The 247-nt window shown below is 40.9% G+C and carries 1 protein-coding gene; it reads left to right on the top strand.

The window, feature by feature from the left end; genetic code table 11:
* Positions 1-211, top strand: a 211-nt coding sequence (locus HMPREF3066_RS13345) for a hypothetical protein (protein ID WP_210385702.1), incomplete at its 5' end; no start/stop codon positions are given.
* Positions 212-247 lie beyond the last annotated feature (36 nt).

Genomic DNA, 247 nt, shown 5'->3' with positions numbered 1-247 from the left:
CTGCTGGGACAATGCGCCGATGGAAAGCTTCTGTGGGGGACTGTTAGTTTTTGCACAAATAATGAGTAATATAAAAAAACGCCGAAATCTTGGAAAGACGTGGATTTCGGCGTTTTTGTGTTTGAAAAAAAGTTGCATCAGCTTTTTCACAAAACCGCGCGGGAATGCGCGGTTTTTTGTTGAAAGCTGTCGGGTTTTGATAGGTTTTTAAACGGGTTTTAAGAGGTTTTTAAAATCAGTTCACGGA

This window comes from Neisseria sp. HMSC03D10 (assembly GCF_001807625.1).
Taxonomy (GTDB): domain Bacteria; phylum Pseudomonadota; class Gammaproteobacteria; order Burkholderiales; family Neisseriaceae; genus Neisseria; species Neisseria mucosa.
This window is presented reverse-complemented; position numbering and strand designations above follow the sequence as displayed.